Origin of the sequence: Microcystis sp. LE18-22.4A (genome assembly GCF_027531105.1) — a bacterium.
Lineage (GTDB): Bacteria > Cyanobacteriota > Cyanobacteriia > Cyanobacteriales > Microcystaceae > Microcystis > Microcystis aeruginosa.
Map to the genome: position 1 here is coordinate 1 of NZ_JAPZRB010000368.1, position 6,491 is coordinate 6,491.

At 37.7% G+C, this 6,491-nt stretch carries 2 protein-coding genes; both read right to left on the reverse strand.

Translation table 11 applies throughout. The features are described from left to right. Positions 1–2,348, reverse strand: a 2,348-nt coding sequence (locus tag O9295_RS16505; RefSeq protein WP_288033932.1) for a non-ribosomal peptide synthetase, incomplete at its 3' end; no start/stop codon positions are given. Then, a partial coding sequence (locus tag O9295_RS16510; protein ID WP_288033934.1) for a condensation domain-containing protein occupies positions 2,345–6,491 on the reverse strand: 4,147 nt, incomplete at its 5' end. The genes O9295_RS16510 and O9295_RS16505, both read right to left, overlap by 4 nt.

Genomic DNA, 6,491 nt, shown 5'->3' on the forward strand with positions numbered 1-6,491 from the left:
GGCTGACAGCACCAGATAGTAGTCTCAACCGCTACTTCTGTTGGTCCATAAGCGTTATATAATTCACAGTTTAACTGCTGAAAAAATCGTTGATTGAGTTCATAAGATAAGGCTTCTCCCCCGACAATTACTCGTTTTAAACAGTGGCAATCTTTGCTCTTGGGATGTTGCAGAAAAACTCGCAATATTGAGGGAACACAAGTGAAACAAGTTACTTGTTCTTGCACAATTAAATCTATTAAATAATCTATATCTTTATACCCGTCGGGTTTCGTCACGACTAGGGTAGCACCAGATGTTAAAGATGAGAAAACTTCCCAAACTGAAACATCAAAACTAAAGGGAGTAATTTGGAGAATGCGCTCTTCAGAGTTAAGATTATAATTATCAATATTGTATTTTAGAGTATTGCAAATTCCTTGATGAATATTCATCACACCTTTAGGTTTTCCTGTTGAACCAGAAGTGTATATAACATAAGCTAAATTTTCTGGTTTAACTGGAGAGGTCAAATTCTCTTGACTATAATTAGCTATCTTTAACCAATCTGTATCTAAACACAGTATTTCGGGGCAATTTTCTGGTAGAGATTGAACTAAAGATTGCTGAGTTAACAACAGAGAGATAGCTGAATCAGATATCATATAATCCAAGCGATCAGGGGGATAATTAGGATCCAAAGGAACATAAGCTCCCCCAGCTTTAATAATTCCCAATATTCCGATAATCATCTCAAAAGAACGCTCAATAAAAATCCCCACTAATACTTCTGAAGTTACGCCTTTTTCTTGTAAATAGTGACCGACTTGATTAGCTCGATTATTTAACTCTCGATAGGTCAATTTTTCGCCGTCAAAAATAAGAGCTATTGCCTCGGGATTATCTCTAACTTTTTCTTCAACTAACCGGTGCAGACACTGTTGAGGATAAGCAACTTCGGTTTGATTCCACTCTATTAGTAATTGATGCTGTTCTTCAGGGGTTAATAAATTAATCTCAGATAATTTACAATCGGGATTCTGAATTACACTTTTAATAATTTGTAAAAAGTGACCGTTCATTCTGGCGATGGTTTCAGGCAAAAATAAATCTGGCTCATATTCGATCACTAATGTAAGATTATGACTATCTTCAAAGAAGCTCCAAGTCATATCAAATTGAGCCATCCGTGGTTTTAAGGGATAAGGTTGATGTTCCAAACCAGGAATTTTTAAGACAGTTTTGCTTTCTTTACTCAGTAGAGAAAACATGACATCAAATAAGGGATTTCTGGACAAATCACGTTCTAAATTGAGAGCGGATACTAATTTATCAAAAGGATAATCACGATATTCATAAGCATCAAGACAGGTGTTAGTTACTTCCCCTAAGACTTGCTTAAAAGTTACTCCCTCTGGTAATAAAGATCTCAAAGCCAAGGTGTTAACATAAAACCCGATCTGGTTTTCTAAATCAGGATGATTCCGTGCTGAAATAGGGATACCAACTACTAAATCCCGTTGGCCAGTGTGGCGGTAGAGTAATATTTTAAAGAAAGTCAGTAGGGTAATAAATAGAGTTGTCTGATTTCTAGTTGCAAAGGTTTGTAATTGTTGGCTAAGACTCTCACTAAATTGATAAGTGTAGGAAGCCGCTTGAGAAGATTTTACTTGAGGTCGAGGGAAGTCTATCGGTAAGTTTAAGATAGGGGGATGTTCGGAAAAAACCTCACACCAATACTCATGTTGTTCTCTAACTTCTTCACTTTCTAACCACTGATTTTGCCATGCCGCATAGTCTTTATACTGTAGGGTAAGAGGGGGTAATTCAGCTTTTTTTTGTTGACTATAAGCAGAGTATAATGTAAAGAACTCTTGAAAGATAATATCAAGTGATTGTGCATCCCCAATAATATGATGGACAGTCAAACCAAAGATAAATTCTTCTGACTTAATCTGCACCAATAAGACCCGAATAAGGGGCAACTTTTCTAAACTAAAAGGTAAATTTGCCGACTCTTGAATTAAATCATCTGCCAAGAGTTCAGCATCTTTTTCTGCTCTTAAATCTTTAAAAATGATTAACTGTTCTGTGGGTATTTGCTCATGAATAACTTGCTTAATATTGCCCCCAACACTGGTAAAAGTGGTTCTGAGAATTTCATGACGGTTCACCAGTTCTTGAAAGGCTGCTGTTAATATAGAAACATCTAACTTGCCATTAATTCTCATGGCAAGCCTAATATTATAAGCACTAGAAGATTCGCTGATATGCTGCAAAATCCAAAGCCTTCTTTGACCGTGAGAGACTTGGTAATATTTTTGTTTTTCCAGTGGGTTAATTGAGTCAGATTGTGGTAAGTTGATCATCGTTTTTGTCGGGATTGAATTAATACAGCTTGTTCTTTTAAAGTATTATGGGTAAAAATTTCCCGTAATCGGAGGGAAACCCCAAATTGATTACGGATTTGTGACACTAAGCGCATCGCCTTTAGACTGTTTCCTCCTAGTTCAAAAAATGACTGATTACTGTTACTAACTTCTGCTTCTAATAACTCACCCCAAAGGGAAGCTAATAAAGCTTCTTGTGGATTAAAATCTGGGACTTGGTTAGTTGAGTCAGTAATATTTTCTTCGGGTTTTGGCAAAGCTAGACGATGAATTTTTCCATTGGGTAACAAGGGAAAAGCTTCTAACCGCATTAAAAAGCTAGGCTGCATATAAATCGGTAAGAGTTGCTTTAATTTACCTCGAATATATTCCTGATGAACTGTATCCTCTGCTTGATAATAAGCAATTACGGTTACTAATTCCTCCTTTTTATTAGCCATAACTAAGGCTTTTTCTACTCCCTCAATCCCACTGAGGACATCTTCAATCTCTCCTAATTCAATCCGTACCCCATTTAATTTAATTTGATTGTCACTGCGTCCTATTACTTCTAAAGTTAGATCAGGAAGCAGTCTGCCTAAGTCTCCAGTACGATAAACTATATCCCTCCCCCCATTCAAAGGATTAGGCACAAAAACTGAATGAGTTAAGCTTTCATCTTGATAATAACCTTTGGTTAAATAGGGGGATTTAACGAACACTTCTCCTACTTCTCCTATTGCCCTGGCGCGATTTCCATCAACCACTGCATAAGCGGCATCTGGCAAAGTTTGACCACCCGGAACCCGTTCATAGGGAATATTATTAGGGTTAGGAATTCGATAAAAATGCTTAACAAATGTAGTTTCACTTGCCCCATAAATATTCACAAATTCTGTCTGAGAGCCAAAAATTTGATGCCATTCAGCCAGTTCTTTCACAAATAAAGGCTCTCCTCCTAAGACAAAAATTCGCAAACTTTTCAGGAGATTATGTGCATTAACTAAACCACGCCCCATCTTTAAAAATAGACGCATTACCGAGGGGACAGTGTGTAGTAAGTTAATTTTCCATTCTCCTATTCGCAGTAATAAAAGCTCTAAGTCTTCTCGCTCTGTACTCTCTGGAATATACAGAGTTCCCCCTGAGCATAAAGTCACACAGGTTTCCCTCAAATAAGCATCAAAATTAATTTGAGCAATTTGTAAACAGCGCCAACTTTCATTAATGCCAAATTCCCGTTTTTCCCAATCAATGAAATGACGTAAGCTGCCGTGACTGCCTAAAATTGCTTTAGGTTCACCGGTTGAGCCAGAAGTAAACATAATATAATTAGAATCATCAGCATCCGGCATAGCTAGAAGGGGTTGCAGTTTGCTTAATTGGCAAGGAAACTCTTGATAATCCATGCCATTCCACTGATGATATTGCTGAATTTTATGAGCCTTAACCACTAAGATATGAGGCGGTTTTTCTAATGCGGATAGTTGGGGTTTAATCCCCTCTAAATTCTCAGCCGCAACTAAGATAATTTCGGGGCTAGTTTTAATCATCATGCGTTGCCGGCGCTCCTCTGGTTCATCTAAACGTAGAGGTAAATAGATTCCTCCGGCTTTAAATACTGCCAGCATAGCGATTAACTGACGATAATCTCCTTCTAGGAGAACACCACAAACCTTATCTTTTTCCACGCCTAATTCTTTTAAGGCATAAGCCCAAAAGTTAGTTAGTTCATGTAATTCTTGATAGCTAAATTTACCCCCTGGATAAATAATCGATGTTTTCTCTGGTTTGGCTGCAACTTGGTCAATAAAATCATGGATAATAGTACGGGTTTCTAAGCGAGGAATAGGATTGATAAAATTGGCAATAAAAGCGGTTTCTGCTGCCGATAACAAAGAAATGTCTTTGACGGGTTGGGCGGGATTAGATAGCATTTCATTCAAGAGTTTATCGAAGTGAATGAGACATTTTTTCATCCTCTCCTCTTGGAATAAGTCGGTGTTATAAATTAGCTCTAATCTGAGTTTTTCCTGATCTTCACTAAACACAAAAGATAGATCAAACTTACTGGTCGGGGTCAGGGAATCTAGAGATTTTATTTGTATATTTTCCAAGCCTACAGGTTGATCAAAATTTTGCAGAAGGACTAATATATCAAACAAGGGAGTGCGGTTAATTTCTCTAGAAACAGCTAATTTTTCTACTAAAATATCAAAGGGATAATCGGAATGTTCTAAGGCTTCGGTAACGGTTTGACGAACCTTTGCGAGTAGATTTTTGTAGCCTTTTTCGGGTTCAATTTGGTCACGAATAACTAAGGTATTGAGAAATAAACCGATTAGAGATTGCAGTTGAGGATGGCTTCTGGTGGCGATTTCTGTACCAATAGTAATATCATGTTGACCACTGTAGCGATACAGTAATATTTTTACAGCCGCTACCAATGCCATGAATAGGGTTATTTCGTTTTCTTGACAAATTTTTCTTAATTTAGAAATCGTTTCTCGGTCAAATGTCCAGCTTAAATGAGAACCCTTAAACGTCTTTATTTGGGGACGTTTAAAGTCGGTCGGTAAGTGAACTCTGGTCAGTTGTCCATTGTCCAGTTTTTGCCGCCAGTAATCTAGGTTTTTGGGATTATTTTCGCTTCTTAAAAGATTATTTTGCCATCCTGCATAATCTTTATATTGTATCGGCAATGGCTCTATACTAGGCTGTAATCCTTTGGCTAAATCAGAGTAGTATTGTAAGCATTCTTTAGCTAACAAACTCATTGACCAACCATCACAGATAATATGATGAATTTCTAACTCTAAAATATATTCATTCGCAGATAGTTTATAAATCTTAGAGCGCACCAGGGGACTTTTCTCTAAGTCAAACGGTTTTCTCTCTTTTGCAATCGTTTCTAGGATTTCTTCATCAGGTTTATTTGTCCAGTCTTTAAATTCCCAATCAAAAGGACGATTTTGCAGGATTTTCTGTTGTGGTTCACCGTTAATTAAAATGAAAGATGTCCGCAGGGATTCATGACGGGAAATCAATAATTGTATGGCTTTTTCAAAGACATCGGGGCTAAAATCTCCTGCTATTTTGAGGGTGGAAACAATATGATAAGCTACATTATTGAGATCCATCTGTTGCAAGACATAGAAACGTCTCTGAGCATGGGATGTTTCGTAGGTTTCTTGTGCAGAGACAAGGGGAATAGTGGCTACCGTCAGAGGGGTAACAGTGCTTAATAATGCTGCTTGTTCAGCAATGGTAGGATGGGCGAATACTTGTTTAATGGGCAAAGATTGCCCTAACTTTTCCTGAATTTTACTCACTAGAGAAATAGCTTTTAAGCTATGTCCTCCTAACTCAAAGAAGTTGTCACTAACCCCTATTTTGGATACCTGAAGAACATCTTGCCAAATCTGAGCTAAGAGGCTTTCTTTTTCATTTCTTGGGGCTATATAAGCAGATTCAATAATTGATGTCTCATCGGGGATAGGTAATTTTTTCCTGTCTATCTTGCCATTGTTATTTAAGGGAAAATCCGACAACATGACAAAGGCAGAAGGCACCATATAAGCGGGGAGTTGCTGCTGTAAGAAACGACGCAGATCCTGAGGAGTTAATAAAGAATTTTTTCTGATTACATAAGCAACTAACCGTTGATTATATAAGGTATCTTCCCGCATAATCACAACAGTTTGTTCAACGTTGGGATGAGTTTCTAAAACTGTCTGAATTTCTCCTAATTCAATGCGTAAACCTCTCAGCTTGACTTGATTATCAATCCGCCCTAAATATTCAATATTGCCCTCAGGAAGATAGCGAGCTAAATCTCCGGTTTTATATAATTTCCCCTGAGCAAAAGGATGAGGAATAAATTTTTCAGCCGTCAATTGGGGACGATTGAGATATCCACGCGCTAAACCCATTCCACCAATATGTAATTCTCCAGCAACACCAATAGGAACCGGTTGGAGATAACTGTCGAGAATGTAAATCTGGGCATTAGCAATGGGAGTTCCAATAGAAATTTGGGAATTTGGCTGACAGCACCAGATAGTAGTCTCAACCGCTACTTCTGTTGGTCCATAAGCGTTATATAATTCACAGTTTAACTGCTGAAAAAATCGTTGATTGAGT